The sequence below is a fragment of the Bradyrhizobium huanghuaihaiense genome, assembly GCF_007830635.1.
GTDB classification, from domain to species: domain Bacteria; phylum Pseudomonadota; class Alphaproteobacteria; order Rhizobiales; family Xanthobacteraceae; genus Bradyrhizobium; species Bradyrhizobium huanghuaihaiense.
Map to the genome: position 1 here is coordinate 395,876 of NZ_VLLA01000003.1, position 26,332 is coordinate 422,207.

Annotated in this window: 32 protein-coding genes and 2 tRNA genes; 10 read left to right on the forward strand and 24 right to left on the reverse strand. The window is 62.1% G+C overall.

The window, feature by feature from the left end; translation table 11 throughout:
• Window positions 1-214 precede the first annotated feature (214 nt).
• Window positions 215-433: a DUF3126 family protein gene (locus IQ16_RS09710; RefSeq protein ID WP_007602550.1), complete on the reverse strand. Its 219-nt coding sequence runs from the start codon at window positions 431-433 to the stop codon at window positions 215-217.
• 123 nt (window positions 434-556) lie between these two features.
• A complete protein-coding gene (cysE, locus tag IQ16_RS09715) occupies window positions 557-1,381 on the reverse strand; it encodes a serine O-acetyltransferase (protein ID WP_018647046.1) in 825 nt (274 codons plus the stop codon).
• A gap of 276 nt (window positions 1,382-1,657) precedes the next feature.
• Here cysE and IQ16_RS09720 point away from each other — a divergent pair, with 276 nt between their 5' ends.
• Window positions 1,658-3,031, forward strand: a complete 1,374-nt coding sequence (locus IQ16_RS09720; RefSeq protein ID WP_018647045.1) for a hypothetical protein — start codon at window positions 1,658-1,660, stop codon at window positions 3,029-3,031.
• Here the strand turns inward: IQ16_RS09720 and IQ16_RS09725 are convergent.
• Both IQ16_RS09725 and IQ16_RS09730 read right to left on the reverse strand, forming a co-directional pair.
• Window positions 3,017-3,772 carry an alpha/beta fold hydrolase gene (locus IQ16_RS09725; RefSeq protein ID WP_026312628.1) on the reverse strand — a complete coding sequence of 252 codons (756 nt, stop codon included), beginning with the start codon at window positions 3,770-3,772 and terminating at the stop codon, window positions 3,017-3,019. The two genes, IQ16_RS09720 and IQ16_RS09725, sit on opposite strands and share 15 nt — an antisense overlap.
• A gap of 164 nt (window positions 3,773-3,936) precedes the next feature.
• Complete coding sequence (locus IQ16_RS09730) at window positions 3,937-5,073, reverse strand: hypothetical protein (RefSeq protein WP_018647043.1); 1,137 nt, start codon at window positions 5,071-5,073, stop codon at window positions 3,937-3,939.
• Window positions 5,074-5,381: 308 nt separating this feature from the next.
• On the opposite strand from IQ16_RS09730, the gene IQ16_RS09735 reads away from it, so the two are divergent.
• Both IQ16_RS09735 and IQ16_RS09740 read left to right on the forward strand, forming a co-directional pair.
• Window positions 5,382-5,627 carry a zinc-finger domain-containing protein gene (locus IQ16_RS09735; protein WP_007602543.1) on the forward strand — a complete coding sequence of 82 codons (246 nt, stop codon included), beginning with the start codon at window positions 5,382-5,384 and terminating at the stop codon, window positions 5,625-5,627.
• A gap of 19 nt (window positions 5,628-5,646) precedes the next feature.
• Window positions 5,647-6,849 (forward strand): FAD-dependent monooxygenase, encoded by a 1,203-nt coding sequence (locus tag IQ16_RS09740; RefSeq protein ID WP_018647042.1) that lies wholly within the window; start codon window positions 5,647-5,649, stop codon window positions 6,847-6,849.
• Between the two features lie 13 nt (window positions 6,850-6,862).
• Here the strand turns inward: IQ16_RS09740 and IQ16_RS09745 are convergent, their stop codons facing one another.
• A complete protein-coding gene (locus IQ16_RS09745; RefSeq protein WP_018647041.1) occupies window positions 6,863-7,291 on the reverse strand; it encodes a twin-arginine translocation pathway signal in 429 nt (142 codons plus the stop codon).
• Window positions 7,292-7,463: 172 nt separating this feature from the next.
• On the opposite strand from IQ16_RS09745, the gene IQ16_RS09750 reads away from it, so the two are divergent.
• Window positions 7,464-7,552 (forward strand) — tRNA-Leu (locus IQ16_RS09750).
• Between the two features lie 129 nt (window positions 7,553-7,681).
• Here the strand turns inward: IQ16_RS09750 and IQ16_RS09755 are convergent.
• Window positions 7,682-7,939, reverse strand: a complete 258-nt coding sequence (locus IQ16_RS09755) for a hypothetical protein (protein WP_145831416.1) — start codon at window positions 7,937-7,939, stop codon at window positions 7,682-7,684.
• Window positions 7,936-8,340 (reverse strand): hypothetical protein, encoded by a 405-nt coding sequence (locus tag IQ16_RS09760; RefSeq protein WP_018641984.1) that lies wholly within the window; start codon window positions 8,338-8,340, stop codon window positions 7,936-7,938. The genes IQ16_RS09755 and IQ16_RS09760 overlap by 4 nt, the downstream gene beginning before the upstream one ends.
• Window positions 8,341-8,765: 425 nt before the next feature.
• On the opposite strand from IQ16_RS09760, the gene IQ16_RS09770 reads away from it, so the two are divergent.
• The 3 genes from IQ16_RS09770 to IQ16_RS45070 all read left to right on the forward strand — a co-directional run bounded on the left by IQ16_RS09770 (window position 8,766) and on the right by IQ16_RS45070 (window position 10,280).
• Entirely contained in the window at window positions 8,766-9,284 is a 519-nt protein-coding gene (locus IQ16_RS09770) for a pilus assembly protein N-terminal domain-containing protein (protein WP_035666014.1), read from the forward strand.
• Complete coding sequence (locus IQ16_RS09775; RefSeq protein ID WP_145831418.1) at window positions 9,281-9,907, forward strand: hypothetical protein; 627 nt, start codon at window positions 9,281-9,283, stop codon at window positions 9,905-9,907. Before IQ16_RS09770 ends, IQ16_RS09775 begins: the two co-directional genes overlap by 4 nt.
• Window positions 9,908-10,202: 295 nt before the next feature.
• Window positions 10,203-10,280 (forward strand) — tRNA-Ser (locus IQ16_RS45070).
• A gap of 83 nt (window positions 10,281-10,363) precedes the next feature.
• On the opposite strand, the gene IQ16_RS09780 is transcribed toward IQ16_RS45070, so the two are convergent.
• From IQ16_RS09780 to IQ16_RS09855, 16 genes are all read right to left on the reverse strand, one after another.
• Window positions 10,364-10,690: a hypothetical protein gene (locus IQ16_RS09780; protein ID WP_145831419.1), complete on the reverse strand. Its 327-nt coding sequence runs from the start codon at window positions 10,688-10,690 to the stop codon at window positions 10,364-10,366.
• A gap of 1 nt (window position 10,691) precedes the next feature.
• The gene (locus IQ16_RS09785; protein ID WP_145831420.1) at window positions 10,692-14,147 is read right to left on the reverse strand and encodes a coiled-coil domain-containing protein; all 3,456 of its coding nucleotides are present in this window, start codon (window positions 14,145-14,147) and stop codon (window positions 10,692-10,694) included.
• Between the two features lie 64 nt (window positions 14,148-14,211).
• On the reverse strand, window positions 14,212-14,865 hold the full coding sequence (locus IQ16_RS09790) for a hypothetical protein (RefSeq protein ID WP_145831421.1): 654 nt from the start codon (window positions 14,863-14,865) through the stop codon (window positions 14,212-14,214).
• Window positions 14,866-14,958: 93 nt separating this feature from the next.
• Window positions 14,959-15,168, reverse strand: a complete 210-nt coding sequence (locus IQ16_RS09795) for a hypothetical protein (protein WP_145831422.1) — start codon at window positions 15,166-15,168, stop codon at window positions 14,959-14,961.
• A complete protein-coding gene (locus tag IQ16_RS09800; protein WP_145831423.1) occupies window positions 15,161-15,358 on the reverse strand; it encodes a hypothetical protein in 198 nt (65 codons plus the stop codon). The genes IQ16_RS09795 and IQ16_RS09800 overlap by 8 nt, the downstream gene beginning before the upstream one ends.
• Window positions 15,355-15,810, reverse strand: a complete 456-nt coding sequence (locus IQ16_RS09805; RefSeq protein WP_145831424.1) for a hypothetical protein — start codon at window positions 15,808-15,810, stop codon at window positions 15,355-15,357. Before IQ16_RS09805 ends, IQ16_RS09800 begins: the two co-directional genes overlap by 4 nt.
• A 122-nt stretch (window positions 15,811-15,932) precedes the next feature.
• Entirely contained in the window at window positions 15,933-16,817 is an 885-nt protein-coding gene (locus IQ16_RS09810; protein WP_145831425.1) for a hypothetical protein, read from the reverse strand.
• Between the two features lie 174 nt (window positions 16,818-16,991).
• Window positions 16,992-17,396, reverse strand: a complete 405-nt coding sequence (locus IQ16_RS09815; protein WP_145831426.1) for a hypothetical protein — start codon at window positions 17,394-17,396, stop codon at window positions 16,992-16,994.
• A gap of 116 nt (window positions 17,397-17,512) precedes the next feature.
• Window positions 17,513-18,607: an AAA family ATPase gene (locus IQ16_RS09820; protein ID WP_158646919.1), complete on the reverse strand. Its 1,095-nt coding sequence runs from the start codon at window positions 18,605-18,607 to the stop codon at window positions 17,513-17,515.
• On the reverse strand, window positions 18,604-18,816 hold the full coding sequence (locus tag IQ16_RS09825) for a hypothetical protein (protein WP_145831428.1): 213 nt from the start codon (window positions 18,814-18,816) through the stop codon (window positions 18,604-18,606). The genes IQ16_RS09820 and IQ16_RS09825 overlap by 4 nt, the downstream gene beginning before the upstream one ends.
• Complete coding sequence (locus tag IQ16_RS09830) at window positions 18,813-19,091, reverse strand: TSCPD domain-containing protein (RefSeq protein ID WP_145831429.1); 279 nt, start codon at window positions 19,089-19,091, stop codon at window positions 18,813-18,815. Before IQ16_RS09830 ends, IQ16_RS09825 begins: the two co-directional genes overlap by 4 nt.
• Window positions 19,088-19,288, reverse strand: a complete 201-nt coding sequence (locus IQ16_RS09835; protein WP_145831430.1) for a hypothetical protein — start codon at window positions 19,286-19,288, stop codon at window positions 19,088-19,090. Before IQ16_RS09835 ends, IQ16_RS09830 begins: the two co-directional genes overlap by 4 nt.
• Before the next feature lie 3 nt (window positions 19,289-19,291).
• The gene (locus IQ16_RS09840; protein ID WP_145831431.1) at window positions 19,292-19,513 is read right to left on the reverse strand and encodes a hypothetical protein; all 222 of its coding nucleotides are present in this window, start codon (window positions 19,511-19,513) and stop codon (window positions 19,292-19,294) included.
• A 119-nt stretch (window positions 19,514-19,632) separates the two neighbouring features.
• Complete coding sequence (locus tag IQ16_RS09845) at window positions 19,633-20,472, reverse strand: hypothetical protein (RefSeq protein ID WP_145831432.1); 840 nt, start codon at window positions 20,470-20,472, stop codon at window positions 19,633-19,635.
• Window positions 20,469-21,623: a tyrosine-type recombinase/integrase gene (locus IQ16_RS09850; RefSeq protein ID WP_145831433.1), complete on the reverse strand. Its 1,155-nt coding sequence runs from the start codon at window positions 21,621-21,623 to the stop codon at window positions 20,469-20,471. Before IQ16_RS09850 ends, IQ16_RS09845 begins: the two co-directional genes overlap by 4 nt.
• 264 nt (window positions 21,624-21,887) lie before the next feature.
• Complete coding sequence (locus IQ16_RS09855) at window positions 21,888-22,268, reverse strand: winged helix-turn-helix transcriptional regulator (protein WP_018647040.1); 381 nt, start codon at window positions 22,266-22,268, stop codon at window positions 21,888-21,890.
• A gap of 143 nt (window positions 22,269-22,411) precedes the next feature.
• Here IQ16_RS09855 and IQ16_RS09860 point away from each other — a divergent pair, with 143 nt between their 5' ends.
• Both IQ16_RS09860 and IQ16_RS09865 read left to right on the forward strand, forming a co-directional pair.
• On the forward strand, window positions 22,412-22,822 hold the full coding sequence (locus IQ16_RS09860; protein ID WP_018647039.1) for a DoxX family protein: 411 nt from the start codon (window positions 22,412-22,414) through the stop codon (window positions 22,820-22,822).
• Window positions 22,819-23,454 carry an NAD(P)-dependent oxidoreductase gene (locus tag IQ16_RS09865; protein ID WP_018647038.1) on the forward strand — a complete coding sequence of 212 codons (636 nt, stop codon included), beginning with the start codon at window positions 22,819-22,821 and terminating at the stop codon, window positions 23,452-23,454. The genes IQ16_RS09860 and IQ16_RS09865 overlap by 4 nt, the downstream gene beginning before the upstream one ends.
• 75 nt (window positions 23,455-23,529) lie before the next feature.
• Here IQ16_RS09865 and IQ16_RS09870 read toward each other — a convergent pair whose 3' ends face one another.
• Window positions 23,530-24,486, reverse strand: a complete 957-nt coding sequence (locus IQ16_RS09870) for a hypothetical protein (protein ID WP_026312627.1) — start codon at window positions 24,484-24,486, stop codon at window positions 23,530-23,532.
• A 312-nt stretch (window positions 24,487-24,798) separates the two neighbouring features.
• Between IQ16_RS09870 and IQ16_RS09875 the strand changes: the two genes are divergently transcribed.
• Window positions 24,799-26,331, forward strand: coding sequence for a hypothetical protein (locus IQ16_RS09875; protein WP_020608093.1), 1,533 nt, complete (start codon window positions 24,799-24,801; stop codon window positions 26,329-26,331).
• The last annotated feature ends 1 nt before the right edge of the window (window position 26,332 follow it).

Below are 26,332 nucleotides of genomic sequence, written 5' to 3' on the forward strand. Positions count from 1 at the left end.
GCGCAGCGTCTCTTCGACGGTGCGCTGCTGAGCCGGGGCCCAAGTCGCAGATGCGCTGCGTGGCTTCTGGGTCCCGGCTCTGCACTGCAACGCCGTAAGCGCGTTTACGCGCGTCTTCGACGCGCTATGGAGCGTTGCAGTGCGTCCGGGACACGAGAGGACGCGGCCTTATTGTCTGGCGAAGACTCTGCTTCGCCCGCAATAAGTGTGGCACCTATTCCTGATCGACGAGATCGTCCTCGAGGATCGCCATCTGGAACTGGAACGAGCGATCATCGTCCTCGTCGTCGACGAAGAGCACGCCGATGAATTCCTCGCCGATATAGACCTCGGCGGAATCATCCTTCTTCGGCCGCGGCACGACGCGGATCTTGGGATTGCCGAATACGCGCTTCAGATACGCGTCCAGCTTTCTGACTTCTTTGACGTCCACGGCAAGTCTCCGATCGAAATTGGTCGGCGGGTTTTAGGACGAGACGCGACGAACCGCCAGCATGAATTGCCAAAGAATTTGGGGACGGCACGGGCCGGAGAATCCGGCCCTTAACTCGCGAGATCAAAGCCCCATCGCGTTGATCATCTGATCCATGGTGCGCGACGGCTCGGCGCAGCCGGCTTCGCCGACGATCTTGGCCGGCACGCCCGCGACCGTGACGTTGTGCGGCACCGGCTTGACCACGACCGAGCCCGCTGCGATGCGCGCGCAATGGCCGATCTCGATGTTGCCGAGAATTTTTGCACCCGCGCCGATCAGCACGCCGTGGCGAATCTTGGGATGGCGGTCCTCGTTCTCCTTGCCGGTGCCGCCGAGCGTGACGCCGTGCAGGATCGAGACGTCGTCCTCGATGACAGCCGTCTCGCCGCAGACGAAGCCGGTGGCGTGATCGAGGAAGATGCCGCGGCCGATGCGCGCGGCCGGATTGATGTCGGTCTGGAACACCGCCGAGGCGCGGCTCTGGAGATAATACGCAAAGTCCTTGCGGCCCTTCAGCCAGAGCCAGTGTGCGAGGCGATGGGTCTGGATGGCGTGGAAGCCCTTGAAGTAGAGCAAGGGATCGATGAAGCGCGAGGTGGCGGGGTCGCGATCGTAGACGGCGACGAGATCGGCGCGGAAGGCGTTGCCGAGATCGGGATCGTCGCGCAGCGCCTCGTCATAGGTCTGGCGCACGAGATCGCCCGACAGCGCGGAGTGATCGAGCCGGTCGGCGAGACGGTGGATCACCGAATCCTCGAGACGGCTGTGATGCAGCACCGTCGAGTAGATGAAGGTCGCAAGCTCGGGTTCGCGATGGACGATGTCCTCCGCTTCGCCCCGGATCCGGTCCCAGATCGGATCGAGCGATGCGAGCTTTCCTCCCGGATTGACCTGATGCACTGCCATGGGATTTGCTCTTTCGAATTGGCTCGTTTTGCGGGCTCTATAGCACAGTCTAGACGACAAAGTCCTGACCGGCTTGCCTGAGAGTGAACAGCACCTTGCCCCGCGAAAGCATGCCAACGCCTTGAAACACAACGATTTATTCTGGCGCCCCCAGGCGACAAGGTTGGCTCAAAGTGGTCAGGGTTTTGCCAAATTCAAGCCGGGGCGCGTCAAACTATTGGTGAATTCTCTCCCAAGCCTTATTGCGGGCAGGGTCCGGACGACGACGGAGCGGTTTTGAGCATCACCACCGAACAATTGCGCGTAGGCGCCGCGGGATCGCTTTGGCTGCGGCTGGCGGCCGTCACCCTGCCCCTCCTGATGATCGCGCCGGCGTTCTGGAACGGCTATCCGCTGTTGCAATGGGATACCGGCGGCTATCTGGCGCGCTGGTACGAAGGCTATCTCGTCCCCAGCCGGTCCACCGTGTTCGGCCTCTATCTGCACTATGGCGAAGGCTTCGGCTTCTGGATCAACCTCGCGGTCCAGTCGCTGGCGGCGCTGTGGCTGTTGCAACTCACCTTGCGCGTGCTCGGCTTGATGCAGACGTCCCGCTTCGTCGCGATCAGCCTGCTCCTGATGGTGTCGACGGCGCTGCCCTGGCTCGCCAGCATGCTGCTCACGGACATCTTCGCCGGGCTCTCGATCCTGTCGCTGTTTCTGCTGGTCATCGGCGGGAAACGGACATCGACGCTCGAAAAGATCTCGCTGTTCGGCTTCACCGCCTTTGCCGCCGCAACCCACAGCGCCACGCTCGGCGTGCTGCTCGGCCTCTGCGCCGCGGGCTGGATGGTGCGGCCGTTCGTGGGCCGCAGTCTTCCGCGCGCAGGACTGGCGCAGGCGAGCATGACCATCGTCGCCGGCGGCCTGATGCTGGTGTCGGCGAACCACGCGCTGTCGGGGAAATGGGCCTGGACGCCCGGCGGCTACGGCGTCGCCTTCGGCCGCATGATGCAGGACGGCATCGTCACGCGGTTTCTCAACGACCATTGCCCGCGTGAAAACTTCAAGCTCTGCCCCTATCGCAACCAATTGCCGGCGACCGCCGACGAGTTCCTGTGGGGCAAGAGCATGTTCAACACGCTCGGCCGTTTCGAAGGCATGAACGAGGAGATGGGCTACATCGTCGTGCATTCGCTCACCGACTATCCGGCCTGGCAGGCCGGCGCGGCCTTGCGCGCGATGGGCCAGCAATTGCTGCATGTGGCGACCGGCGAAGGCACCAATGGCTGGATCCCGCACACCTATGGGATCATCGAGCGCTACATCCCCGCGCAGGTCGCGCCGATGCGCGCCGCGCGCCAGCAGCACTGGAGCGTCGATTTCGACTACATCAACTGGCTGCATGTGCCCGTCGCGCTGGCCTCGATGCTGGCGCTGGTCGTACTGCTCGCGCATGGGCTCGCGAACCGCCGGCTCGACGACCTGACGCTGCTGGCGGGGACCGTCACGCTGGCGCTGCTCGGCAACGCCTTCATCTGCGCCGTCATCTCCGGCCCGCACGATCGCTACGGCGCGCGGATGGCCTGGGTCGCGACCTTCGTGGTGCTGATGGCCCTGTCGCGTCGCTTGGGCCCCGAGCCGGCGGACGAACCCTCAGCCGCGGCGTGAGAGGAAGTCCAGCACGCCGGTCTTGTAGACCTTGTCGCCGACCGCCCGCATGTGGTCGCGGTTCGGGATGTCCAGCACTTCCGAGCCGGGGATGATGGCCCCGAGCGCGCTGGCCGATCCCGCGACGTCGTCGGTGGAGCCGACCGCGATCAGCACGGGCACGTCGATCCGCGCGGCCTCCTGCCTCGTCATGAGATCGCGCGTGCCGCGCAGGCACGCGGCGAGCGCCTTGCGGTCGGACCGGGTCTGATCGGCGAACGCACGAAACGTGCGGCCGACGGGATCTGAGACGTCGTCGAGCGAGGGTACTTCCAGCGCCTTCGCCACGTTCTCGCCGGGACCGGTGCCCTCGATCAGGCCGCCGATGCCGATCCCGCCGAGGATCGCCGAGCGCAGCCGCTGCGGCTCGTTGAGGCCGAGCCAGGCCGTCATCCGTCCGCCCATGGAATATCCCATGATGTCGGCCTGCGGGATGGCGAGATGATCCATCAGCGCGAGCACGTCGCCGGCCATGGTCGGGATCGAGTACTGCGCCGGCTCGTAGAGCTTTGCGCTGTCGCCATGGCCGCGATTGTCCAGCGCAATGACCCGGCGGCCGTTCTTGCGCAGCTCCGAGACCCAGGTCGGATAGACCCAGTTCACGTTCTTGCTCGAGGCAAAGCCGTGCACCAGGATGATCGGATCGCCCTCGCCTTCGTCGAGATAGGCAATTTCAACGGCGCCGTTGTGAAAGCTCGGCATCATCAGTTCCAGAGGTCTTGAGGGGGGACAAGCGATCTTAGAGCATGATCCGGAAAAGTGTGCAGCGGTTTTTCCTCGCGGCAAACGCGGAACGCGCTTGCGCGGAGATCATGCCCAAACAATAGCCCAGGCGGGTCGACGAATGACCTCAATCTCGTCGCGCTTTAGGCCTTAAGGGCCGCATCCGCCAGAGCGGCTTCGGCGGCGATCTGGGCACGGCGGAGTCGCCGCGCACGTTTCCGATCGCACCAGGCCTGGGTCAGGCGTTCGGTGGTGGCCTTGATCGATGACAACAGGCCGAACAGCGTCAAGACCGCGCCAAACAGCCACATCGCCAGATCGAACACGCCGCCGACGAGCAGCAGCGCGCCGCGCCCGAGCAGCTTCATGATCGCACGGGTCTTGCTGCCTTGCGCTTCGGCCAGCCGCGCCGCGCGCGCGACGTCCTTGGGGCCTTCGGCAATCCGCAGCGTGTCCATGGCACCGCGCGTGCCGGTCTTCCCGGCCACGCGCGTGACGTCCTTGCCGAGCCGGACCAGCGCGCCCGCCTTCTCGGCGCGGAACGCGGCCCGGATCGCGCTGACGGTTTCGCCCGGGCGGAACACGGAACCCTTGGCGACCGCGTTCTGAAGCATCGGGGTGTCGACGATTTCGCGTGCGGAACGGCCGGCCCATGCAGCCAGCCCTTCGCCCAGCCGTCCGACCTTCCGCGCATCCTTCACCAGCGTCAGCCCGGCCCGCACCGGCGCGGCGCCGCCGACGGAGACGTAGGTTGCCGCCGTCACCGCAAGGCCAGCGGTCGCAAGGCCCAGCACCAGACGGTCGGTCTCCTCGCCCATCGCCAGATGCTTGCCCTCACGCACGACGTCCCTGACGTCGCCGATCACGAAGAGGTCGCCGGCAACGGTTCCGGACAGGCTCGCGACATCGTCGGCGTTGCCGGTGACGAGGCCGGTGGCGAAACGTTTTGCGAAATGCGAAGTGGAGTTCTCCGCCTTGACCGCATCGCTCACGCGATTGAGGAGGTCGTCCGGAAGCGCGATGTTACGGTCGCGCGCCAGCGCCACGAAACTGTCGGCGAGATCGGCATCGCCCGATGCGAGCGCGGCCTCGATGTTGTCCTGGACCAATCGGTCGTTCTGCCGCAGCAGCGCGTCGAGCCTGAGCTCGGAGAGCAGGTGCGGATCGTCCTGGGCGGCGAGGATCGCACCGGCGTCGCGGGCCTGCGGCGCTACCTGCGCGAGCAAAAGGCTGCAAGCCGCAATACCGGTCAACGCTGTGCTGATTCGCAGCCATTTCATGCGGAAAAGCCCGGAGGGTCCCAAGATCGCCAGCGCCCGATGATTCGTCTTTCGTCTCAAATTGCGCGCGTCCCCAGACATAGTATGCCAAAATTGCGACACAACGTCCCCGACGAAAGAAGGGCTTCTCTGGGACGACAAGATTGTGTCGAATTTGGATGAGCAAATGAGCATGGGGCAGTTGCAACCTTTCGGTTCCACTGGACTAGCAATCATCCGTACCCCCCAGTATGGTCCGCGCGTCTCAAAAGATACCCGCGTCAGCGTTGATTGTGTCTGCCGCCACTGCCACTCCAGGATGAACTACGATGTCCGACCATGTCGTCCCGCACTTCCATAACGATGCCGGTGTCCCCGTCATCGAGATCGGCTCGCAAGAGTTCATGTGCGTTGGCGCCAACCCTCCGTTCGATCATCCGCACGTCTTTCTCGACCTCGGCAACGACAACGAGATCATCTGCCCTTACTGCTCGACGCTGTACCGCTTTGCGGCCGACCTGAAGGCGGGCGAAGCCCGCCCGCCGGAATGCGTCCTGAAGGACAAGGTGGCCTGACCGCGTCCATCGGTCAGGGGTGGCGCTCTCCCGAACGATTGTCATCGCCGGTGCCGGCATCGGTGGACTGACGGCGGCGCTTGCGCTGGCCGCCCGCGGTTTCCGCATCGTCGTGCTGGAAAAGGCCGAGCGCCTCGAGGAAGTCGGCGCCGGCCTGCAACTCTCCCCCAATGCCAGCCGCGTGCTGGTCGAGCTCGGCCTCTCCGACCGCCTCAGGCTGCGCGCCGTCGTTCCCGAGGCGGTCTCGATCATGAGCGCGCGGGCCGGCGGCGAGCTGCTGCGCATGCCGCTCGGCGAGGCAGCCTCGCTGCGCGCCGGCGCCCCCTATTGGGTGGTGCATCGTGCCGATCTGCAATCCGCGCTGGCCGGCGCAGTCGCCGACCATCCCGATATCGACCTGAAGCTAGGGGCAACCTTCGAGGACGTCGCGCCTCATGCCAAGGGACTGACCGTGGTCCATCGCAGCGGCACCATCCGCCGCAGCGATCTCGCCAGCGCCCTGATCGGCGCCGACGGCATCTGGTCGACGGTACGCCAGCATCTGTTTCCCGAGGTGCAGCCGCACTTCTCCGGGCTGATCGCCTGGCGCGGCACGTTCGATGCCACGCAGCTGCCGAAGGACTACACCGCCCGGCGGGTGCAGCTCTGGATGGGGTCGAACGCTCATCTCGTCGCCTATCCGATCGCAGGCGGACGCCAGATCAACGTGGTCGCGGTGCTGCCGGGCACCTGGAACAGGCCGGGCTGGAGCACGCCCGGCGATCCGCGCGAGGTGATGGACGCGTTCGCCGCGCCGCGCTGGCCGCCGGCGGCGCGGATGATGCTATCCGCGGTCGACGGCTGGCGGAAATGGGCGCTGTTCGGCGTGCCCGACGGCTGCCCCTGGAGCAAGGGCCCGGTCGCCCTGCTCGGCGACGCCGTCCATGCGATGCTGCCCTTCGCCGCGCAAGGCGCCGGCATGGCGATCGAGGATGCCGCCGTGCTCGCGCGGCTTGTGAGCCTCGAGGTAGCCGAGAGCACCGCAGGCATCACCGCCGCACTCAAACAATATGGCGCCGCGCGCCAGGCCCGCGTGCGGCGGGTGCAGCGGACCGCGCGGCAGCAGGGCCGCATCTATCATTTCAGCGGGCCGCTCGCGATCGCGCGCGATCTTGCGATCCGTGCGCTCGGCCCGGACCGCATGCTGGCGCGGCAGGACTGGATTTACGGCTGGCGGCCCTGAGGCCGATGGAGTCTCAGCGCGCGGTGCTGCCGGATCTCGTCGGGGCGGGCTTGATCACCGGCGGCTGCGGAGTCGTGGCCGCCGGCTTTGCATCGGGCGGCGTCTCCCGGCACCTGTTGCGGCGCCAGGCGTCTTCGGCAAGCTGCGCCTGTCCGCGCACCGCGACATAGTCGTTGCGATAGGCGAGCTCGGACACGACAGCCCCGCCGGCCCCGGTCTGCGCCTTGTCCATCAGTCTCTGCAAATCGGCCGTGCGAGCGGCGAGCCCCTTGCGCTCGGTCTCGAGCTGCTTGCAATCGTACAATTCGTACCTGGCGGGATCGGCAAAGGCTGGCGCCACCGTCTCGCTGATACCGGCGCAGCCGGCCAGGACCGCGCCGCCCGCGAGCAGCACGAGAAGCGCGCCGCAGAAGCGCAGGGAAGCGGAAAGCGAAGCAGCCATGCCGGAAGAATAGTCCCCGTGGATTGAGAATGCCTAAAGCAGCAACAGATGTCCGGATTGAGGCTTTGCCTTGTGCGCCCGGCTCGCTTAAGGAAGAACACCCGCCGGGCCGGCAAGACGCCAATTCCAGACGGCCGCAGGTGGACTTAAGTGTTTGATCTCGTTGGATCAAGCGGGCATGGCGGAATTGGTAGACGCAAGGGACTTAAAATCCCTCGGTGCGCAAGCGCTGTGCCGGTTCGACCCCGGCTGCCCGCACCATTATAAATCAACACCTTAGACAGCTCTGCTGCCGCCATCTTGCTGTGACGGCAAGTGCGCGTGTCCGCACTGTGTCCGCAAAAATGAAAATGCCCGGGACTGGCCCGGGCATTGGGGTAGGTGGCGCTCTCAGTTGACCGTGCCGCGGTGCTCGACCTGCTCCGCGGCGCCGTCGATCTCGCTGGCGATCGCACGGGCTGCCTGCACGGCAAAGCCGAGAGTACCATCGACCGCGGCGCAGGGCATTAGGATCGTGACCTGGGTATCCCAGGCCGCGGCGCGTTCGACGCTAAAGTGCAGGCGAACGAGCCCGGCGCCGCACGGCTCGACCTTGTTAAGCTGGGTGGCGGTGAACTCCGGCGCGCGCCGGCGGGTTGTGCTCTTCATGACAGGTCCCCCGTGAGGTCGTCCGCGAGCGACAGGGCGATGTCCTGGTGCCGGTGTGGTTCGGCCGTGACGCTGACGACCTGCAGGGTGCGGGCCTTGGCCAGCAGTCCGGCGGTGCCGATGGCCGGCACTGTTGCGAGGGTTTCGAGGTAGCCGTAGCGCTGGGCCTCGGTGGCCATATAGTCGGGACGGCTGTCCGCGTCGTCCCCGTGCGCATCCAGAAGTGCGTTCATCGTGCGGTCCGCCTCCAGCACCCCGGCCGCGGCGTCGACCAGGGCGGTGTCGTCCGTCTCCGCAGCCGCGGCGGTGGTTGTGTTGGTGGTGACAAGCGCGGCGGCGACGGCCGCCCCGGCGAGAAACCGCCGTCTCGATGTGGTATCTGTGGTCTCAGCCTGCGTCATGGACTCCTACTCCGTGTGCGGGTTAGGCCCGGCGCGGTGCTCCTAACCACCGTTCCGGGCCGCTTGTTTTTCAAGCAAGATAAATGTAATACGTTTTTATGACGACGTCAAAGAAAAACGTAGTACGAAAAAGGCCGGGCCGTCCTGCTACCGGCCAAGACCCCGTGACGGCCATCCGCCTGTCAAAGGAACTGCGCGCTGACGTCGACGACTGGGCCGCGAAGCAGGAAGATACTCCCGGCCGCTCCGAGGCTATCCGCCGGCTGGTCGAGATAGGGCTTAAGGCGAAATCAAAATGAGCACTTCCGATCCGAGTTTCTACGGCATCACTGTCCCGGAGATCTTCGGGCTTTAAAGGCGTATTGCTCTCTTGCTGGCGTTCAGGTTGTGGGTTAGCCTCCCGTGTTTTCGGGTGAGGATTTTTCATGAAACGATTTACCTTATTGGCAGGGCTTATGCTGCTCTGCGGAAACGCGCTCGCTCAAGAACAGAACCCTTCGGAACGCCGAGGTCCGACGACGAGCGGAGATATCTTGTCGCAATCGGTCTCACCGGAGCCGGAGAACGGCAACATCATCCTGAAATTCGGCGATACCGTCCAAATCTACTTCAAGCGACCAATCAAATCAGTCCGGGTCGAAGATAACCTTCTAGTGCGCGTAGACCCGACGAGCGACCACATCATCGCCTTTACGGGCCTGTCTCCTGGCCGATCGAAGGTCACCATTGAATCCACAAACGGAAGGACGGAGACCTATGCAATGGTGACCGTCGCGCGCGAGCCGCACACAGTGCGGATCTACCAGCGCGCCCAAATCAATCCGCAAACTGGCGAACGGCGGTCAGACAGCAGTTCCGCCATAGGCGGCTATGTCGCACTCAACTGCAACGAGATCGGGTGCACCGAACTAGAGCCGGAACTCCAGCCGAAATTGCCGCGATGAAGAAATGGCTGTCGGCCATCTTTGTCATCATGGTGACACCGCAGGCGTGGGCAGGCGATTATATGGGTTTTGAAAAGACCTGTCCGGATCAAGATCCGCATCTGCGAAAGCCATATGCTTGGGAAACGTGCGACTACGTGACGATCATCAGGCGCTGCGATGGCGATCTATCGGAACGCGTATTCCGACAGCCGCGTCACCCTGCCTACCTAGCATCAGAGAGAGTGAAAGAGATGGAATGGAAGCCTGTTTCAGAGCGCCCCGAATGGGACATGCAGCCGGGGCGACAATTCATACGCATCGAAGGCTCGCGTCATCACAGCGGTGTCAATTGGCATCGCGTGTACTTCGGCACCGCATTCATCCGTAAGCCTGGCGCGATTGATGAATTGCACGGGTATCGCGATACTGACATCATCCAGCTATGCGATGAAGGAGACATGGATGTTGAAACGGTCAAGGTCACGCATTGGGCGCCCGCAAAGTTCTCCTTGCCGACTGATGAAAAGTTATGCGCCTTCTCTAGGGTCGTAATTGAGTTGGCAAACGCTAGCCAGTCGGAAGCAACTTCGCGTCTACGTCAGATGGCAAAGGCGGCAATTGAGGAGCGGCGCAATGGTTGATTGGAAATGTAGTGGCTGCGGTAAGCCGACCCCGGATCGCATTCGATGCTGCGAATGTCCAACAAATTGCGTGTCAGGTAGCCAAGGTAGTGCATGGAAGATTGAGCCAGCACCACACCTTTTAGCCGAGACGATCAGGTCAAAAATTCTTGGTGTAGCGCCGGAAGATCAAGACACGGTACTTGAAGACTCCGATTGGCACCTCATCCTAAATGCGCTTGCTTCTTACGGGAATTATTGTCCACGGGCCCCGTGGTGCGCCCCGCTACAGCGATCCTAAGCGATGAGTTGTTATGTCCCGGAGGCTGGTGCCAGAGAAGGCGGTTCGATTCCGCTGGGGAAACGCGGGTTCGAGTCCTGCGCCGGGACGCCACACTTTCTATGATGAGCAGAGAACGGGCGAGATCATCCTCGACGTCTTATTTGCCACGAGTGACGTCTCACCGCGGCAAGCGCCTAAGCCGTCCCTGCCGGGGTCGCCGCCTGCAGCGATTGCTTCGCTTCCGCTTCCTGCTCCGCCTGGATGGCGTCGCACCATTCAAGGCAGTCGGTCACGAACTTATCCGCTGATTGAACGAGATCGGCACTGACCTTTACGGCCTCGCCGATCTGCCGAATCTCCTCACGAAGCATCAGCTCTTTTTCGCGAGAGCCGTTGCGCTCGCGCTCGACAAGGAAACACTCTGCGAGCCCGCGGGGATGCGACAGGGTTAGCGACTTCAGAACGAACAATCGCTCACCGAGCAGCCGCCACGTCTCGATGAATTGCTGGTGGTCTAACATTTTAGCTACCTTGATACCAGCCCGGACGGGGCCCGGTTTGCGATACACCCGCGTCACGCGCGGCCGATGTCATCGACTTCACGACATCCCGATGTGCAATTACGCTAAATGACCCGTGCTGCGTTCCCAATTCGACATGTCCGTAGTCTGATAGATCGGGTGCTCCGCCGGACGCGATCGGCGCCGATGGCACGCTGGGCAGGCCAACATCCCCCATGACGCCGACCGGGCCACCGATGGCGAAATGCTTGAAACCGATCTCTTTTCCAGCATTGAGTGCCGTCAACAGGCCGAGATGCTTCTGCGTGGCATCGGCATTGACCACAAACTCCTTATTCGACAGCATCGCCGGAATGCTATCAGAGGTGGTCGAGCCGGGGCCTGTGATCAGACCGCCCGTTGCCGCATATGTCGGCTCTCCCTCCGACTTTCCTTCAATGTTGCTAGCCGCATCGCCGACTGAGGTGGCGAGTTCGTCAAGCGCACCATCTACCTTTTCAACACTGTCACCCAGGTCTGATACTTGTGATGAGCCCTGCTCTCCTTCACCCTGGATTCCCTTGCTCTCCGGGTTCGTATCCGTGCTGCCCTTGGCAGTGTTGATCGAAGCAGAGATACTCTCGATCAGACTCTGGAACGCACTACCGAGACTGGCCACATCCTGCGTCGAGGGCAGAGAGCTCTGCTGCCCGGGCCCCGCTTCTGGCGGCCGCGGCTGGGGCAGAGGCACGCCATCCGGATACTCAGATGGCAAGTTCTGAAGCCGATCCTTGTTATACTGAGGAAACGAGAGCGGTGCAGAAATGCCTTCTTGGTAAGGACCAGCCGGATTCTTTCGGCCAGCAAACTCATAGTCGTTCGTTGCAGGAATAGATGCGCCAGTTGATCCAGGCCCAGCAATGCTCCCAGGGCCTAAACCATTGTATGTCGGAACGTCTGGAACAAATTGGTAATTCTCGTCGTAATGACCTCGAACAGGCGGCGGATAGACCTGAGACACGCCAGAAGGTGTACGCGCCATCGGAGAGTTCTGCGTTCCAACAGTCCTCGACTCGAAGCTGCCATTGTGCAGCTGAGCATTCATCTCGCGCTGCGATTTCCAATCGGCCTTCAGATCCTCGACCGACTGATCCAGATCAGCGCGGAATGCTTCCTTTGATGCCAGATTTGGCTGCCCAACGTCGGCGGATCGAGCCGCGCGTTGTTTCGCGAAAGCTCTATCGATCTCGTCCTGACTCGCTCCCTGCGGGATGTTGACGACACCGTCCTTGCTCAAGAGATCACGACCAGAGACTTTGGCCGTCGAACCGGATGCAGTGGAAGTGGCGCCAGTAGACAGAGCGTTGGCCGCGTCCGTAAGCTTGCTGCCAGCGTCGTCTAGCTTAGTTGCGGCGTCGGTTAGTTTGTCATCGGCCCCAGTCTCTTTGCCATATGACGAACCGCGCTCCTTCGATAGGGACTGGAGAATTTCTTGAAGCACATCTACTTGCTTTTCGGTCAATGAAGATAGCTTCTTTTCTTCCTCAAGCTGCGCGTCCATGTAGCGCAACGACGTCACATCACTCGATAGTTTCCGCCCCTCATTGTCCTTCGTGAACTTGAGGTTTGATTCCCGCGCAAGGTAGTTAGCAGACGTGATCTCCGACTGTGCCTTCTCTTGGGCAAGTTCAGCTTTCTGCGGCTCCAGATATGCATAGCGGCGATTGACGTCAGCAACCTTGCGCGCAGTGTCGGCATCCTTCAGTTCATTACGAGCGTCCCTGAGCGGATTGACCTCATCGATGGCGCTCGTGTCGTATCCCTGCAATCGGCGCAGGTTTGCGAGTGCCTTCGAGTATCGGCTTTCCGCGTTACGCTGCGCACTCTCGGCCTGCTCCGGCGCAAGGTCGGCAAGCTCCTTGTTCTTTGCTGCATCTTTAATGCCGATCTGCGCGCTCTGCTTCGCAAGAGCCGCATTCTGAACGGCAAGCCGATCGCGACCAAGCTGCAGATCCAATTCTTCTGGCTTGTATTTGTCGTCGATGCGCGCCTGCGCTGCAGTGAATTTCGCGCTCGCGGCGTCAATGGCCTTATCACGGTTCAGAGCCCTGTCGCGATCGAACACCTGCTGCGCGCCCGCCGCGCTCTCAGTCGTCTTATCCAATGCGCTGGAGAGGTTCTCTGCTGACTTCGATGTTCTATCCAGATTTCCAGCAACAATTTGGTCGCCCTCACCACCCTGAATTTTGTTGGTGAGCTGCTCACCCGGAAAGGAGAGTGGCGCTGCTCTCAGGCCAGAGAGCCAGCTGAAGAACCGTGAAGCAATAGTCGGCCCTTCCTCAGTTGTCGAAGGCGGCCGTCGCAAAAAATCATATTGCTGCGGCCCTTGTACGGGGCCGATGCCGCGCCGATCGCGAATGCGGTTCGCCTGATCAATCGGCAGCGTTGCATCGGGGGCCGGGGCGTTATTCGCCGTTTCCTTGATCGCCTTGATACCTTGCGCAGTGGCACCCAGAAATTTCGCAGCACCTTCGATCGCTGTAGATACGATCTGCGTACCGTTGAGCGAATCTCCGAGGTTCGATGCCTCTGCCTTGAGGTGCGAAATCGATTGGCTGATAGCGGTGCCGAAAGTCGTTTGCGTGGTCCGCTGATCTTCCTCCAACTGAGGAAGAATATTGCCGAGCGACTTCAACGTCTCCGGCGCGCTGTAGACAGTAGCGTTGGGCAGCCTGGTTTGAAGATCCTGGAGCAGACGCTTCATCAGCGTCGGCATGATGTCGCCAAGCCCCGCCGTCAGCTCCGGCGTCAACCGGCCACCCTCGCGCAATCCAGTCAGGAACGATTTAATGGCCGGGCTGGCCTTCTCATCTTCGACGCGGTCGGCTTCGGCACCGGTGAACAATGACTTAAGCGCGCTCGTCTGCTCGCCGCCGGAAAGCTTGCCGCCGAAACGCTCGTTGGTGCGCGTGATCTGCTCGAACGGGTCCGTTAACGTCGATGTGGGGACCTTTAGCTCCTGCGCGGTCTTCTGCAGTTCCTTATAGGCAGCGACGCCATTTTGAGCCGAACCGGTAAACGCGCCGAGACGCTGGGCCTGCGAGCGCGCGGTGTCTCCGGCCTTCTCCATCGCCGTAACGAACGTGGTGGTGATGGCTGCGCCCAAAGCGATGATATTGCCGCGGCCGAGCTTGCCGAACTCACCGAGGCCATCGAGCTCGAGGCCGGCTTTTTCCGCCGCCGGCCGGATGGTTTCGACCACCCTTTTAACGCGCTCGATGTTCTGTTTAGAGCCTTCCGTCTTGCCGTTTAGGCTCGCGAAAACATCGCCGTACTTGCCGAGGCCAGAGTTCGAATCCTCAATCGTCCGGTTGGTGGCGGCGAGCGCCTTCGCGCCTGTCTCACCCACCTTCTTAAGGCGCGCGACGACGTCTTCGCTGCCTTCCAAAGAAATTCTTTGAACGATCCGATCGACCATTGACGCCTCCTATTGCGGTCTGCTGCTGAGCAACGCTCGGCCTGCGTCGCGCGCGCGGTCTTGCTTAGCCATTTAAATCGCTCCACTTCGTCGACGATCTCGCTCTGTCCAGACCGGCAGAGGCAGCCTTTTCGAAAGCTTCCCTCGATCGCTGACGCAAAAGCTCGCGAACGTGTTTCTCCAAAGTGATGATCACCTTGGGAATCTCGGGGATTCCGAGCTCGCTAGCCAATAGCGGGCCTACCTGTGCCGGCCAGTTCAACCAGGCGTCGCGATCCTGGCGAGCGATGTTGAAGATCTCAGCCTCGATCGTCTTACCGTCCACAAGCCGTCCTGATGCGACCTCGATCCGAAGATGGCGCTCACGAGCGCGGAGGATCGTCTCGGCCGTTCTAGCAACATTTAGATCGACCACGGACGCGGCCGAGCCTTCCTGTTCGAGGATCTGCTTGATGAGAGAAACCGCGCGCTGAGCGTCCTCAGGCGTGGCTATAGGCGCGGCCGACGGATGTAGACCAGTTGTAGACTTGCGCGTAGACGTAGACGGCATGTCTACATTGGCGCCGATCTTAGGCCGCAAAGCCGCGTCGACCTCTTCTTTGTCGAACTTGTCGTCAGACTTTCTTGATATCCCTAGCTTTTTCAACTTACGGCCAAGGCCCGACGCGTCCTTCCCGTAGGCCTTCGCCAACTCCCTCAATGAGAGAAGATCACCCAAAGTGTAGACCTCCTAAAAAAGTTCTGACGCTAGCGAAGTCGAGCTCTTTGCCTCCCCGTATCGCTGCGAGTCGCCGGGAGGACCCGGGAACGCTCAGCCGCCCGCTGGCTGTTTGCGACAGCGGCCCATGACCTTGAGCTGCACGCGCACGCCCTGGCCGATCGCCATGAACCCGTTGCCAGTCGATGCGAGTTCCCGGTTGACGGTGTCTGGGGTATCGGCCTCCTGAAGGTCCACGCCACTGACGTCGACTTCGAGGATGACCTTGCCGTCCTTGATGGATGCAGTGAGGTTGTCAGACATCGTCGGCCTGTCCTTTCGGGGTGTGGATACTGCGGGCTTGCCTGCGCTGTGCGTAGATCGCCGCGGCGCCTTCGGGGGTGAAGGGGCTCCCCTTTGCCGCAGGGACGCTTGGCGCCGTCCGCGCGGGCCTGGAGATGGCCTCGCGCTGCTGACGGCGCTGGTCGAAGATTGCCTTGGCGTCGATGGTCATTTCGTCTGTCCTTTCCGTCGTGATCCGTAGATGTCCGCAGCGAGATTGTTCCAGCTCATGCGGCTGTTCATGCCCGCAGCTTCCGCTTGCGTAACGACGCCGATGGTGCCGACGGCAGTGCTGCACCGTTCAGCGAGGGGTGGCGCCTGCTGTGCCGTCGACCGGCTGGCGATGCTGAGGCAGGCGACGGCGTCCTTCGCAGGCATGTCGGTGTGGTCTGCAAGGTGCTCAGCAGCCGCCTTCATTGAGCCAGTGGCGAACATGGAGCGGGTGATGAGGTCACGACGCTCGGCCGCTGCCTCGATCACCGCTGCGCGTTCCAGCTGTTCGCGGTCGTGCCAGTCGAGGTGCAGGGTAGCCGCTACCCAGTCGACCGACCCCGGGCGGGCCCGCTGCTTGCGCGGTGGCGAAGCCGGCCTGCTCTTCCGCTGCATGTAATATCCGTCAAACATCTCAAACCCCTTCCTGTGTCAGAGTGTCCGGGAGCGCGCGCCAATGGAGCCAAACACGCGCTCCCGGAAATGCCGGCTGAAACACCGCGAAAGCTCGGTGCGCCCGACGGCCGGCATAGCTTTCAATCCCTCTTCGGTGCAGGCATGTCGGCGTGCAAACTCAAAGCCGCACGCGGATCCAAATCAGCCCGCGGCAGGAGCCCGGCAAGCTCGCTGTAGGACGCTTCGTCGCGCTCTGATGCCAACGTGTCAGCGTCGACCTCGGCGAGCTTGGCGATGCGTTGTTCAACGGTCAGCGCGTGCTCGTCATCACCGGCCGCGGCAAGTTCGCGGTCGATCGCCGCGGTGAATTCCTTCGGAAACAGCCAACCGAGCAACCCGACGGGGTCGATCATGTAGACCGCGCTCGCGCTGCCGCCATGTGCCGAGACGCCGACGCGCTTCTGCGGAAACTCGATCGGCTCCAGGCGGTCGATCAGCGGCGAGACGTCCGGCCGCGCGGCCTCGATGCGCTCATGAAGATGTTCACGAAAGAGCTTCTTTGCGACGGCCACAGGGAACGCCGATGCCAAGACTTCCTGCCGGTCGGCTTTCAAGGTGCGGGTCCGCCGGGCCGCGCGTTCGAGCGCATCGATCGCGGTTTCGCCGGCCTTGAGGGGCGAAGCGTCGCCCTCATGCAGCCGAATGCCACCATCCTCGACGTCGATCAGGTACTTCTCCAGCGAGGTCAGGAGCCGCGCGGCGGCCTGCCATGACGTGGTCAGTTCGGCGTTGCGCTCGGTCAGCCTGGCAAGCTCGGCACTCGCGTTCTTGATCTCCGCCTCCACCTCGATCACCGCGGGGTGCTTTTCGCTGATGTGATCACGGCTATCAGCCTGAAGCTGGCGCAGCCGGCCTTCCCAATTCTGCAGCCGCTGATGGACGTCGAGCCGGCGGTCGGAGACGCTGCGCAGCATCGCGTGCCGGTCATTCTTCGTATCCCGAAGGCTGATCAGCTTGTCGCGCACCTGCACGGGCATCCGGTCGGCGATGTCCGCGACCAGGCGCAACGGCGATTCCGGCTCCGCGCGTTCCGCCCGGACCTTCGCCTCGACTCCCTCCGACAATGTCGCGCCGCGAATGATGCTCATGTTTTTTTACTCTCCCAAATCAGTTGTTGAATTCGTCGCGCACCGCGTTGCTCACCTCAACTTGGCAAGAATTCGCCTTATCGTGGATGGACTTGGCGTGTGTGGATTGGGTGGCGCGGTATTGAGAATGAGCCAGTACATCTCTGTTCGGGTGCCTTTCCCGGGAGGTGCGACAGCAGCGCGATCGCGACGCCAACCCGAGGCTGCATACCGGCTCAGGCCGCGGGATATCTCATGCGCGGCGGCATGGTCGGCGAGATCGGCGAAGTAGCGACGCCGGCAGTCTTGGATTAGCGCGTCCCGCTCGGCGTGCTTCGCCGGCATCACCGCGCGCAGCGCCTCCGCTGCCGCGATCCTGTCTGCCTCCGTCAGCTCGGCGCCGGCCTCGAGCGCAGCGGCGAGACGGTGGAGGTCCGATGTCGCGGTCACGATTAAGCCGCGGTCCTGGGCGGTCACAGTGGGACACCGGGACATTGCGGGACATTGCGGGACATTGTCCGCGACATGAGGGTGGGACGGACAGGGACACACCCCTTTAGGGGTGTCCCGGATGTCCCACTGTCCCGACCGGCTCAAAGAAGCCATATGATCTCAGCCCCGTCTTTGACTTCGCCGCCGATCAGGGGGGCCTGCTGAGCCGCCTTGAAATTCCGGGTCCATGCCTTGCGCTCGGCTTCGCTGCGCTCACCATCACCGCTGCTGACGTATCTGGCCTTGTGGATGTTGCGGACGGCTTCCAAGCTCACCGCCCGGACAATGGGCCCGTCGCCTCCGACGGAATGCTCAATCGCGGCTTCGGTCAGAGCGGCATCAATGCAGTCACGAACGAGCCGGAGGCCCTTCGCCCATTTCTTCTCGGTTGACGTCGCGGGGATGTCGGCCGGGACGGCTACCGCGGCGGTGGTGCCGTCCGGAGCGATCTCGACACCCTCAACTGTGAAACTTATCCCTTCGCCTTCCTCGCCGTCGTTAGCCTTGACGACCTTGGCTGTGCGAACGCTCCCGGCATTCACAACCGCGACGGTAGTGTCGACCGCACCGAGCAGCGCGCCGTGCCCCCGCATTCGTTCTGCATCATGCGGAATATGATGCACGAGCAGCACGTGGGCTTTCGTGCTTTCTTGGATCCGCGCGGTGACCGTGACCAGCGCGCCCATGTCCTTCGGCGAGTTCTCATCGCCACCCGCCAGCGCACGGGACACGGTGTCCACAATGATCAAGACGACCCTTTCGCCGGTTTGCCGCTCTACCTCTCGGCAGATGTCTAGAATCTGAGCCGCGGTGGTCGGGTTGCGGAAATCATAGACGCCGCCCGCAATGGCGAAGGGGAGATCCTGAAGGCCATGCTTCACGCGGAAAGCGATTGCTCGCCGCTCAACCAATTTCCTGCGTTCCAGCGCCACGTAAAGCACCGCACCGCGGGTAACGGGCTTGCCGTGCCATTCCAGCCCGGCGGCTATATGCAAACCCATGTCTTCGATGATCACGCCTTTGCCGCAGCCGGGAGGGCCGTAGAACGCGCTCAGCTCCCCAGCGCCCAGCATCCGGTCGACCAGCCATGCCTTAGAGCAGTCGGTTTCCAAGTCGGCATAGAGCACGAATAGACGCTTGCGGTCGGCGTGAAGCGCCTTGAGATCGAGAACCTTATTTTCCTCCGCGATGCTCATTTCTCTGCGCCCTCCAAAATCGAGAGCGCCACAACATCGATGCATCCGGGCGCGACTTCGTTGACCATCTCCCGCGCCTGCTTGGCGTCGATCAGGCCTTGGCTGAGCGCAACACCGGTCGCGATCACTTCTTCATCGATGTGTTTCAGCCTACGGCTGACTACGCGGATCAGCGCCAACGTGTATTCTTTGGACGGGGTGCCGATCATGGTGCCACTGCCATTTCGAGAGCTGTCGCGATCGGACCGCGGACCGAATGCAAGATGGTGTCGGCGTCGACGCCGTGCTGCAGGAGCAGGCTGACGAGCACTGCCGCCGTTTCGGCGTTCTGCTGCAAGGGGCTGTTAAATTTGCCGACGTCCAGAAAGATCTCGGCAAGGCGGCCATCCGGATAGCGGCTAGCACTAGCCCGGTAGAGGTGCCCCTCATGCGTGAAATTGAACGCGAAGCAGCGCCTCTTATATGGAGGAGGTTTGCGGGTCATCTCACAATCCCCCACGCCAAGCTTGCGATCACAGCAGCCGCGCTGAAGGAAAGCCCGAACATCCGGCGGAGCCGCTGCGCTTGCCGTTCAAGCCGAGGTTCGGTATTGTTGTCGTCGAGCTCGCCGCCAAGCTGCTCGAAATTCAGCGCCGGTTCACTGCACGCAGTGGCCGGCGTTGCCGTTTCTGGTGATGCCATTGGTCAGGCCGCCCTCCGTCCCGGGTTGCGGCGCTTGACGCGATTGTTCAGCCAATCCCTGGCACCGGCCAGTGGGATAAAGATCTTCCCCCCGAATTCGAGGAACGGCAGGCCGTCCGGCATGTTCCGGTATCGAAGCGAGGTGCGGAGCGAAATGCCGTTGTCGGCAGCAAAGCGGCTTTCTTCAGCGAAGCCATCAAGGATGCTAGCAGTAGGCTCAGTCACGGTGCCATCTCCTGTTTAGCTGGCGACTGCCAGCGACAGGTGGAGACTTACTCAGCCACAGAGCCTCGGAAAATTAGTGGGGATGTTCTGTTGTCTAGTGGGCGAATGCTCCCCACTAGTCAGACTTGGGGAATGGCGGCCTTGTAGGATTGCGCCGCGGCGAGCAGCTTCCCGGAAAGTGGCGCCGGATCCCTCAGCGAGCTATTCACCCTGGCATCCTCTGGGATTCGCCAAACTTCGTGCGGATCCAGCAGCTTTTCCGCCGATCGAGGAGCTGAGTAAGACACGCCGAAATCTAGGTATGCCTGAGCCTCTCCGAGAAAGCACATGACGTCATCCAGTGGGCCGCCCTCAATGTTGCCCGCTGTTTCGTTAGCCAGCGACCTCGTTACGGCATCGAACAGAGCAGCGCAGAAGTGAGCGACAGGCCGATATCCTGTCCAGGCCTTGAGTAAATCCTTCCTGTTTCGCAGCACTAACGGAAAACCAGTTTTCTCGACGATGTGGACCGCCTTATTGACGCTCGCGCCTCCGGCTAGCTCATGGTTTTGGTGCATGCGTCTAATCAGCGCAAGGATTAGGCCAGCGCTAAACCAGCCTTTCTCGCACTTCCTGATGACGGCCTCGATGCTTGCCAGCCCAGATGCTTGCGCGACGGCGCGATAACTTCCCGCCTCATCAAACCGCCTACGTGTAACGTCGAGGGCATTCGACCATTCTTCGTGATTATAGATTGCATCTATTGTCTCCGCCCAGTCGGCGGCTGCCGCAGGATCGGGCAAGGCTTCGGCCGATGATTGCAGCTCGCCGAGATTGGCAGCCATGACCGAGGCGATGAATTGGTGTCGCGCCACTTCGTCAGATCGATTCGGCCACGCCATGACGGAAACCAATTCGACCTTAGTTTGGTAACATCCCATGACGGTTAGATGATCGCCACATCCAAGGATTGGCATCAACGCACCTTCCCACCGACGACTTCGCCGACGCGCTCCGCAGCCGCGCGCTGCGCCTCATCGAATATGTGTGAATAGCGGGCCGTCGTGCTGGGCTGCGTGTGCCCTAGCAGAGCGCCGATCAGAGGCAGACTCGCTCCACCGGTTGCGAGGATTGACGCAAAGGAATGACGCAGGTCGTGAAGGCGCAGGCTCTCAATCTTCGCGGCTTTGCAGAGGGCTGCCCAGCTATCCTTCACATCCTTCCTGTGGCCGCCGTCACGCGATGGGAATAGGTGTTCGGCTCTACCAGCCACCTTTTTCAGTTCCTTCAGCAATTCCATTGCTGGTGCTGAGAGCGGTACGACGTGGTCGGTCTTTTGCTTGGTGGTCGCGCCGGGCTTGATCCACTCGGAACGTGTGAAGTCAAACTGATCCCATCTTGCCGCTAGAACCTCTCCACGGCGCGCCCCGGTCAACAAAAGCAGGCGTATGATATTAGCGCTCTGCTCGTCCGGCAGACCGTCCAAGGCGGTCAACAGCCGTTCAAGTTCTGCCTGGGTAAGGTAGCGCTTCCGCTTGTGTTCCGGATTGCGCTCCACGCCACGGCAAGGGTTGTCGGTCCGCCAGCGCCAGAGAATGGCGAGGCTGAACATCTTGGAGACCAGCGCCAGTACTCGGTTCGCATGATACGGAGCTCGCTCACTGATGGTCCGGTGCAGTTCGTCGACGTCAGCATAGGTGACCGCAGCAACCTTGAGCTTCTTCATGGCCGGCAAAATGTCGGCCGCGATCTGCTGCTTGTAGCTCGCCTGCGTGGAGGGTCGTTTTCGAGACAGGTATTCCTTCTCGAAACGGGTGCACAGATCAGCCATCGTGGGCGCTGAGCGATCCGTTTGCTGTTGCCCTACTGGATCCGCCCCCCGGTCGATCTCTCGCTTCAGGCGCTTCGCCTCGTCACGGGCGGCGCCTGCAGTCCAGTCCGGGAACGACCCGATGGTCCAGCGCCGCTCAAGCCCGTCGATCTTCCGGCGATAGTTTAGGATGAAGGCCTTTGCTCCGGCCTTGGTGACCCGCACGCCGAAGCCTTTCACCTCACCATCATAGGTGATCCGATTCCCGCTCGGCGGCGCAGGAAGGTTTCGTACATCGCGATCTGTGATTTTGTCGGCCATCGGAGGTGTCGTGTCCGCACTGTGTCCGCAGTCGTTGCGGTCACCCCTGTCGCAGCGTGTCCGACTATGGCGCTTCACGTCAACGGTTGTCCGTTGTTTTCCAACAGGTTTTTGGCTCAGTCGCCAAATCCTGAGTCAGTCCAATGGGTTGGAAAATAGCGCTAGAACGGACTTAAAATCCCTCGGTGCGCAAGCGCTGTGCCGGTTCGACCCCGGCTGCCCGCACCATCCGGCTGTTTGGCCGCGAGGCTCGCGCCGCGGCTCCTAGCCGCCTTTGGCTTTCCGGCCGCGTGAAGTTGGTTTTCGCGGCAGACTTCGACCGTACTCTTTCCACCAAGCCGTGAGCGCTTCCATCGCGGGCCCAAGTCCACGGGCTTTTTCAGTAATCTTGTACTCAACCCGGAGCGGTACTTCTGCGAACACGGTGCGCGATATCAGACCGTCTGCTTCGAGTTCGCGGAGTTGCGCCGTTAGCATGTGCTGGGTGATGCCGGGGATTGCTTTGCGCAGCTCCCCGAAGCGATAGACCCGCTGATTGAGCAGCCACATGATCTCCAGCTTCCACTTGCCTGAGAGCAGCGCGAACGCGCGCCGCATTTCCTCGTGCATGTTGACCTCTTTGCCGGCCATAGTCTGCTCTTCCATACTTACTGCAAGTTATTCATCCTACTTGCGAATATCAGTCCTATTCTACATCTTCCCTGCAGACAGCGTGCAAGTGCAAGCGCGCATCCACACAAGCAAGATGAAAGAGAGATTGCTGCTCCAACGGCGATCAACGACAACTCATGACTCCAATCTACATCTACTGGATCAGCACGGCGCTTTTGTCCCTGCTCTATCTGACCTCCGCCTTCATGTACCTCACCAAGGGAGATTGGGTACGCAAGGCCCTCGGCGAGCTTGGCTATCCGTCCCACCTCGTTCCCTTGTTGATCACCGCGAAGATTTTGGGCACGGCCGCAATCCTGTTGCGCTTCAACGTGGCGCTTAGCGACCTCGCCTATGCAGGGATGTTCTACCACCTGCTGCTGGCGTTCCTGGCGCACATCGCTGACCGGAAGCCCAGCGCCGCCATGCCAGCCGTGGTGGGTCTCATCCTAATGGCCACGTCCTTCGTCACGCAGAACGCCGCTCGCCAAGTTCCGTCGCCTTATCTCCAGGAAGCGGCGAACATGGTCGCACGAGGTGCAGCATGAAAGTCACCCTGTTTGGTGCCACCGGAACGACAGGCAAATACTTGATCGACGAGGCTTTGAAGCGCGGAATCGACGTCACGGTCTTTGCGCGGTCAAGCAGCTCTTTTGAGAACGCCAAGGTCAAGATCGTTCGGGGTGAGCTGACCGACAATGCTCTTTTGCGGGAAGCCGTCAGCGGATCAGATGCCGTCGTATCAGCGCTTGGGCCGACGAAACTGCGCCATCCGAAAGACTTGCCGATCACTCGGGCCACGGAAGCGATTATTTCAGCGATGAAGCAGGTGCATGTGCAACGCCTCATTGCCATCTCAACCGGCATGGCTGTCGATCCCGGAGATCGATTTGACTGGAAGATCAGGCTTCCCGCGACGCTCATCAAGTACTTGATGCGCAGCTGCTATAACGACATCCTTGCGCTCGCAAAGGTCATACGAGCATCAGGGTTGGATTGGACGATGGTCCGTGTGGCTTTCTTGCGGAATGATCCCGCGATTGGCCATCTCAACGTAGGCCTGTATGGCGTTTCCAGACATTCGCTGGCCGTCAACCGCGAAGACCTTGCCAGATTCATGTTCGATCAGATCACCGAGCGCCGTTATATCCATCAAGCGCCGGGGATCAGTACGAAATAGGTCGCCGACGGGACCAGCGATGGCGGATGCGGCGCCTGCAATCGCATCGCTTCCGTCGCGGTAGTCCCCGCATGCTCAGACGGCGACATTCCGCTCGACCCGTAGCTCCCTGAAAACCTTCGTGACGGGCAGGTGAAACGGCAAATCCGTGTTGGTGTGGTGCCAGCGGAACGGGCACGTCTTCTCGATCGAGATTCCCGGCGTCGAGTTGAGCGCGCCGAAGCCATCGATCGTGCCCATCACGTCGATGATCTTTCTGTATCGGGGCGGCATCGCGACTGCCGCGGACACCGTGATGATCCAGAACTTGTCGGCGGGAATGGCCTGTTCGACCGCCGGTGTTTCCTTCAGCTCGTACAGCGCTTCCGAGATCACGAGGTTGCCCTTGGAGTGGCCGGTCACCAGCGAGAAGCTGAAGCGGCCATCGCTCAGCAAGGCCATGACCGTCCTTGTATCCAGGCTGATGCGGCCGAGTTCGATCGGTGACGTCGGCGGGCTCAGGGTCTCCGGACGGTTGAGCGCCCGGCTCATGTCGTCGAGCTCCTCGAACTGATGGCGCAGGCGATTGAGGGTGCCGAACCAGAACCAGCCGCCGAGCGCCTCGGTCATGAGGTCGGCAAGCCCATAGCCCGACACCACGGCCGCGACCGCGACGCCAAACGCGTCGGCGACATTCCGCGCGAAGGCCGCCGCCCCCAGCGCCGAACTGCCGACACCCGCCACCGCCAGGATGCGGACATCGGCGCCGCCGGAATCGGCGAAGTCTTCCACGGTGTTGCAGAGCTTGAGCGTTCCGGCGCCGGATGGCGGGACGATCAGGATGGCGCCCTCGCGCGCCAGCCAAGGGGCCGTCTCGCGCGCCTCCTCATGGGTCACCTTGCCGATGTCGTAGAAGATTCCGTCGAGGACCGCGTTCCTGCGGCGAAATGACTCCAGGGCGGCCTCGCGCAACGGCGTCCGGGATTCGAATATCTCCTCAAAACTGTTGCGGCCAAGCTGGGCCGTCGCGAGCGAACGTTGCGTAGAGAGCATCACGGTTCTCCGCAGGCAGTCGAGCGAAGGTTACCGTAGCAAGAACCTTGCCACCTTGGGTGGTATCACTGCGCCGTTCAGACGAACCCAGGCTCGCCACTGGATCCCGAAGCAGGACCGCGGCCACGCCCGTCGCGCAAACCATTCGTTTACCAACTCGCCCGTCGCCTTGCGGAACCCGCCCGCGACAACTGGCCTTTACTCGACCTTAGACCGTCTTCCCCTAAATCGAACGATGTCTGCCGCCATCGCCGCAGACGTCACGGAAAACGCTAAGGCCCGCCGCGGCCGGCTTCGATGGTGAGAGCTCTCATGGACGCGCGCGAGAATTGGTCCCGGTCGGGGATTGGCGGAGCGCCGACGGCGCTCGGACGCCACTTGCACGGGCGTGAGATCTACCTCGTCCTGATCGCGTTCCTGTCGGTGTTCTACATTTCGAACGGACCGGTGCAGCTCAGCCATTATGACCTCGGCTGGCACATCGCCGCGGGAGACCTGATCAGGGAGCGCGGCGAGATTCCATTTCAGGATCCATGGGCGTTCACGCTCGCAGACAAGCGCTGGTATAATCTGTCGTGGCTGTGGGACGTGATTGCCAGCGTGCTTTATCAGCACACGGGGCTTGCCGGGATCGTCCTGCTGGTCGTCGCCTGCGGCGCGGTCATCGTCGGATACCTCACCTCATGCGGCCTGCGCAGCGGCGCGTCGGTCCCGGCGGTCTGCGTCACTGTCTTCGCCGCATGCCTGCTCTACCCCTGCTACGAGGCGGCGCCCAACACCTATCTGGCGGCCTCGCCGAATATCGCGACCATGCTGTTCGCGGTGATCTTCTACGGGGAATGCCTGCGGCGGCGCAGATGGTTGCTGCTGCCGGTGATGATGGTGCTGTGGGTCAATCTGCATGGCGGCTTCATGCTCGCCTTTCCGATCATCGGCGTCTTCGCCGGCGTCGCCTTGCTTCGGCGCGACTGGACGAGCTTCAGGAATTATTGCCTCGCGGGCATCGGATGCGTCGCTGCGATCTTCGTCAATCCGCTGGGCTGGCACATCTATGACGGCGTGATGGCGACGCTCGGCCATTTCATCCAGGCCAATATCGGCGAGTGGCGTCCCTACTTCCACAACATGGAGCTGCCCGGAAGCATTCCCGCCATCGCCTATGCCTTGACGTTCATTGCGCTCGAGCTGCGCTACCGCAACTCAAGACCCATTCCGCTGGAGCCGCGCCTGCTGGCATGGCTCTTTCTGTTCCTGGGCCTTTACCAATTCAGGTACATCGCGTTCTTCTTCATCTTCTCGGCGGTCCCGATGGCGCTTCACGTCGACCGCCTGCTGCCCGAGCGGCTGGCGAGGCTCGACATCCGCCGCGCGATGCTGGCGGCCGGGATCGTCGGTGTCTTCGTGCTGCCGCTCAGCTTCCTGCAGGTAAGACCGGCGCTGGCGCTGCCGGACATGCTCTCGGAGGAGGATGCCGGCTACCTGCTCGCGCATTCCACGCATTCGCGCGTGCTGAACCACTGGAATTCCGGCGGGCTCCTGATCTTCCGCACCCACGGCGCGGTGCCCATGTTCGTGGACGGCCGGGCCGCGACCGCCTATCCGGACGAGCTGCTGCGCGACTATCTCAAGCTGGTGCGCTGGGACATCGACGAGGCCGCCTGGGACACGGTGATCCGGAAATACAAAATCGATGCGGTGCTCTGGGTCAGAGCCCATGAGCAGCTGAGGCAGTTCCTCGTCGGCCGGAGAGGCTGGAGAGAAGACTACACCGGCGCCTATATGAGCCTCTACACCGCGCCGCCAGCCTCATCGCCCGAGGGTGCGAACGCGGCGGCGTCGAGATAGG

Bases quoted from the DNA above. Each gene is read 5' to 3' on its own strand.
- IQ16_RS09865 (WP_018647038.1), top strand. From the start codon at position 22,819: ATGAAAGTCACCCTGTTTGGTGCCACCGGAACGACAGGCAAATACTTG.
- IQ16_RS09875 (WP_020608093.1), top strand. From the start codon at position 24,799: ATGGACGCGCGCGAGAATTGGTCCCGGTCGGGGATTGGCGGAGCGCCG.
- IQ16_RS09785 (WP_145831420.1), bottom strand. From the start codon at position 14,147: ATGGTCGATCGGATCGTTCAAAGAATTTCTTTGGAAGGCAGCGAAGAC.
- IQ16_RS09725 (WP_026312628.1), bottom strand. From the start codon at position 3,772: ATGCCGAGCTTTCACAACGGCGCCGTTGAAATTGCCTATCTCGACGAA.
- IQ16_RS09825 (WP_145831428.1), bottom strand. From the start codon at position 18,816: ATGATCGGCACCCCGTCCAAAGAATACACGTTGGCGCTGATCCGCGTA.
- IQ16_RS09770 (WP_035666014.1), top strand. From the start codon at position 8,766: ATGAAACGATTTACCTTATTGGCAGGGCTTATGCTGCTCTGCGGAAAC.
- IQ16_RS09860 (WP_018647039.1), top strand. From the start codon at position 22,412: ATGACTCCAATCTACATCTACTGGATCAGCACGGCGCTTTTGTCCCTG.
- IQ16_RS09795 (WP_145831422.1), bottom strand. From the start codon at position 15,168: ATGTCTGACAACCTCACTGCATCCATCAAGGACGGCAAGGTCATCCTC.
- IQ16_RS09735 (WP_007602543.1), top strand. From the start codon at position 5,382: ATGTCCGACCATGTCGTCCCGCACTTCCATAACGATGCCGGTGTCCCC.
- IQ16_RS09780 (WP_145831419.1), bottom strand. From the start codon at position 10,690: ATGTTAGACCACCAGCAATTCATCGAGACGTGGCGGCTGCTCGGTGAG.
- IQ16_RS09755 (WP_145831416.1), bottom strand. From the start codon at position 7,939: ATGAAGAGCACAACCCGCCGGCGCGCGCCGGAGTTCACCGCCACCCAG.
- IQ16_RS09745 (WP_018647041.1), bottom strand. From the start codon at position 7,291: ATGGCTGCTTCGCTTTCCGCTTCCCTGCGCTTCTGCGGCGCGCTTCTC.
- IQ16_RS09835 (WP_145831430.1), bottom strand. From the start codon at position 19,288: ATGGCATCACCAGAAACGGCAACGCCGGCCACTGCGTGCAGTGAACCG.
- IQ16_RS09760 (WP_018641984.1), bottom strand. From the start codon at position 8,340: ATGACGCAGGCTGAGACCACAGATACCACATCGAGACGGCGGTTTCTC.
- IQ16_RS09805 (WP_145831424.1), bottom strand. From the start codon at position 15,810: ATGTTTGACGGATATTACATGCAGCGGAAGAGCAGGCCGGCTTCGCCA.
- IQ16_RS09730 (WP_018647043.1), bottom strand. From the start codon at position 5,073: ATGAAATGGCTGCGAATCAGCACAGCGTTGACCGGTATTGCGGCTTGC.
- IQ16_RS09830 (WP_145831429.1), bottom strand. From the start codon at position 19,091: ATGACCCGCAAACCTCCTCCATATAAGAGGCGCTGCTTCGCGTTCAAT.
- IQ16_RS09820 (WP_158646919.1), bottom strand. From the start codon at position 18,607: ATGAGCATCGCGGAGGAAAATAAGGTTCTCGATCTCAAGGCGCTTCAC.
- IQ16_RS09855 (WP_018647040.1), bottom strand. From the start codon at position 22,268: ATGGAAGAGCAGACTATGGCCGGCAAAGAGGTCAACATGCACGAGGAA.
- IQ16_RS09850 (WP_145831433.1), bottom strand. From the start codon at position 21,623: ATGGCCGACAAAATCACAGATCGCGATGTACGAAACCTTCCTGCGCCG.
- IQ16_RS09870 (WP_026312627.1), bottom strand. From the start codon at position 24,486: ATGCTCTCTACGCAACGTTCGCTCGCGACGGCCCAGCTTGGCCGCAAC.
- IQ16_RS09775 (WP_145831418.1), top strand. From the start codon at position 9,281: ATGAAGAAATGGCTGTCGGCCATCTTTGTCATCATGGTGACACCGCAG.
- cysE (WP_018647046.1), bottom strand. From the start codon at position 1,381: ATGGCAGTGCATCAGGTCAATCCGGGAGGAAAGCTCGCATCGCTCGAT.
- IQ16_RS09800 (WP_145831423.1), bottom strand. From the start codon at position 15,358: ATGACCATCGACGCCAAGGCAATCTTCGACCAGCGCCGTCAGCAGCGC.